Source organism: Candidatus Phytoplasma gossypii, from assembly GCF_030586975.1.
Lineage (GTDB): Bacteria > Bacillota_I > Bacilli_A > Acholeplasmatales > Acholeplasmataceae > Phytoplasma > Phytoplasma citri.
Genome location: NZ_JAOSIT010000044.1, coordinates 1 through 3547 on the forward strand (window position 1 = coordinate 1; position 3547 = coordinate 3547).

Sequence of the window (3547 nt, forward strand, 5' to 3'; positions counted from 1 at the left end):
GTGCCAGCAGCCGCGGTAAGACATAAGGGGCAAGTGTTATCCGGAATTATTGGGCGTAAAGGGTGCGTAGGCGGTCTAGTAAGTCAGTGGTGTAATGGCAACGCTCAACGTTGTCCGGCTATTGAAACTGCTAAACTTGAGTTAGATAGAGGCGAGTGGAATTCCATGTGTAGCGGTAAAATGCGTAAATATATGGAGGAACACCAGAGGCGTAGGCGGCTCGCTGGGTCTTAACTGACGCTGAGGCACGAAAGCGTGGGGAGCAAACAGGATTAGATACCCTGGTAGTCCACGCCGTAAACGATGAGTACTAAGTGTCGGGTTAAACCGGTACTGAAGTTAACACATTAAGTACTCCGCCTGAGTAGTACGTACGCAAGTATGAAACTTAAAGGAATTGACGGGACTCCGCACAAGCGGTGGATCATGTTGTTTAATTCGAAGATACCCGAAAAACCTTACCAGGTCTTGACATGTTTTTGCGAAACGGTAGTAATATCGTGGAGGTTATCAGAAACACAGGTGGTGCATGGTTGTCGTCAGCTCGTGTCGTGAGATGTTAGGTTAAGTCCTAAAACGAGCGAAACCCTTATCGTTAGTTGCCAGCACGTTATGGTGGGGACTTTAACGAGACTGCCAGTGATAAACTGGAGGAAGGTGAGGATCACGTCAAATCAGCATGCCCCTTATGACCTGGGCTACAAACGTGATACAATGGCTGTTACAAAGGGTAGCTGAAACGCAAGTTCTTGGCCAATCCCCAAAAACAGTCTCAGTCCGGATTGAAGTCTGCAACTCGACTTCATGAAGTTGGAATCGCTAGTAATCGCGAATCAGCATGTCGCGGTGAATACGTTCTCGGGGTTTGTACACACCGCCCGTCAAACCACGAAAGTTGGCAATACCCCAAAACGGTAGCCTAACTCGTTTATGCGAGAGGGCGCCGTCTAAGGTAGGGTCGATGATTGGGGTTAAGTCGTAACAAGGTATCCCTACCGGAAGGTGGGGATGGATCACCTCCTTTCTAAGGAAACCGATAAAATCAATCATCTTCAGTTTTGAAAGACTTAGGCAACTAAGTTTTTCTTCGTGACTTCACGAAGGGCCTATAGCTCAGTTGGTTAGAGCACACGCCTGATAAGCGTGAGGTCGGTGGTTCAAGTCCATTTAGGCCCACCAGAGTTATAGGTGTCGTAAGAACACAAATTCTTTGAAAATTAGGTAAATAATAGTTATTTTTCCGGAACATTAAAGGAAATAAGAGCGCACAGTGGATGCCTAGGCACCAAGAGCTGATGAAGGACGCAATTAACGGCGATACGCTACGGGGAGCTGTAAATAAGTGTAGATCCGTGGATTTCCGAATGGGGCAACCTACTATAAGCAGTTATAGTATCAATTGTTAGGTAACTAACTAATTGAAAGGAACGCAGTGAACTGAAATATCTAAGTAACTGTAGGAACAGAAAGTAATAACGATTCCGGTAGTAGTGACGAGCGAACCCGGAACAGCCGGATACTATTAACTAGTTACCAAATTTTAATGAACTCGAAATAGTTGGAAAGCTATATCCTAGAAGGTGAAAATCCTGTAGAGGTAAGTTAAAATCTAGAGTATCCTTAAGTACGGCGAGACACGAGAAATCTTGTCGGAAGATAGGAGGACCATCTCCTAAGGCTAAATACTCCTTGGTGACCGATAGTGAACTAGTACCGTGAGGGAAAGGTGAAAAGAACCCCGGAAGGGGAGTGAAATAGATCCTGAAACTGTGTGCTTACAAGTAGTCAAAGCTCGTTTAAGAGTGATGGCGTGCCTTTTGCAGAATGAACCGGCGAGTTATGATATAGAGCAAGGTTAAGTTTGAAGGAACGTAGCCGGAGCGAAAGCGAGTCTGAATAGGGCGTTTAGTTGTATGTCATAGACCCGAAACTGAAGTGAGCTAGCCATGAACAGGCTGAAGTGACGTGACCACGTCATGGAGGGCCGAACCAGGACACGTTGAAAAGTGTTTGGATGATTTGTGGCTAGAGGTGAAATTCCAATCGAACTCAGAGATAGCTGGTTCTCCCCGAAATAGCTTTAGGGCTAGCGTTGGGTATTTAATAGTTCTTGAAGGTAGAGCACTAAATGAGTGCGGGCTCCACCTCGGGGTACCAATCTCAATTAAACTCCGAATGTCAAGAATCGTATCCCAGCAGTCAGACGATGGGTGATAAGGTCCATGGTCAAAAGGGAAAGAGCCCAGACCGTCAGCTAAGGTCCCTAAATTAATGTTAAGTGGTTAAGGAAGTAAAAACGTTAAAACAATTAGGAAGTTGGCTTAGAAGCAGCCATCTTTTAAAGAGTGCGTAATAGCTCACTAATCTAATATTTTTGCACCGAAAATGTAACGGGGCTAAACATTATACCGAAGCTACGGATATGTTTCGGCTAGAAATAGTTAAGAAATATGTGGTAGGGGAAGCGTTCTAACATCGTAGAAGCTATAGCGGAAGCAGTAGTGGAGAGGTTAGAAGTGAGAATGCCGGTGTAAGTAACGAAAAGATAGATGAGAATTCTATCCGTCGAAAACCCAAGGTTTCCAGGGGCAGGGTCGTCCGCCCTGGGTTAGTCAGGAACTAAGGCGAGGCAGAAATGCGTAGTCGATGACCAGCAGGCTAAAATTCCTGCACTAAAAAAATCACTGATGGAGGGACAAAAGAGGACAAGCACGCCCTTTATTGGATTAGGGTCGAAAAATCGAGTTTGAGAAGATAGGCAAATCCGTCTTCTTACTTGCCAAAAAATAAGATTTGAGGGTAACGTGACTGCGTTCATATTTTCTAGAAAAGCTTCTAGGGTTAATGATTTTTTTACCTGTACCGTAAACCGACACAGGTGGGAAGGTAGAGTATACTAAGACGCGCGAGAAAACTCTTGTTAAGGAACTCGGCAAAATGACTCCGTAACTTCGGGATAAGGAGAGCTTTTATAATAAAAAGTAAAAGCCGCAGAGAATAGGCCCAAGCGACTGTTTATCAAAAACACAGGTCTCTGCTAAACCGTAAGGTGATGTATAGGGGCTGATGCCTGCCCGGTGCTGGAAGATTAAGAGGAGATGTTCGGGCTTGCCCAAAGCATTGAATTGAAGTCCCAGTGAACGGCGGCCGTAACTATAACGGTCCTAAGGTAGCGAAATTCCTTGTCGGGTAAATTCCGACCTGCACGAAAGGCATAACGATTTGGGCGCTGTCTCAACAAGAGTCTCGGTGAAATCAAATTACCGGTGAAAATGCCGGTTACCCGCGACAGGACGAAAAGACCCCATGGAGCTTTACTGTAGCTTAATATTGAAATTGGAAATCTTATGTACAGGATAGGTGGGAGACAGAGAACTTTAGGCGCTAGTTTAAAGGGAGTCACCGGTGGGATACCACTCTTAAGATTTTTAGTTTCTAACCTGCATAAGTGGATTATGAGGGACAGTGTTTGGTGGGCAGTTTGACTGGGGCGGTCGCCTCCTAAAAAGTAACGGAGGCGTTCAAAGGTTCCCTCAAAATGGTCAGA

The 3547-nt window shown here is 45.3% G+C and carries 1 tRNA gene and 2 rRNA genes; all 3 read left to right on the forward strand.

Annotated features, from left to right (window positions below):
* A 16S ribosomal RNA gene (locus tag OC698_RS02745) occupies nucleotides 1–1024 on the forward strand; the annotation flags it as partial.
* A 78-nt stretch (nucleotides 1025–1102) separates the two neighbouring features.
* Nucleotides 1103–1179 (forward strand) — tRNA-Ile (locus tag OC698_RS02750).
* Between the two features lie 68 nt (nucleotides 1180–1247).
* Nucleotides 1248–3547: ribosomal RNA gene (locus OC698_RS02755) — 23S ribosomal RNA — on the forward strand; the annotation flags it as partial.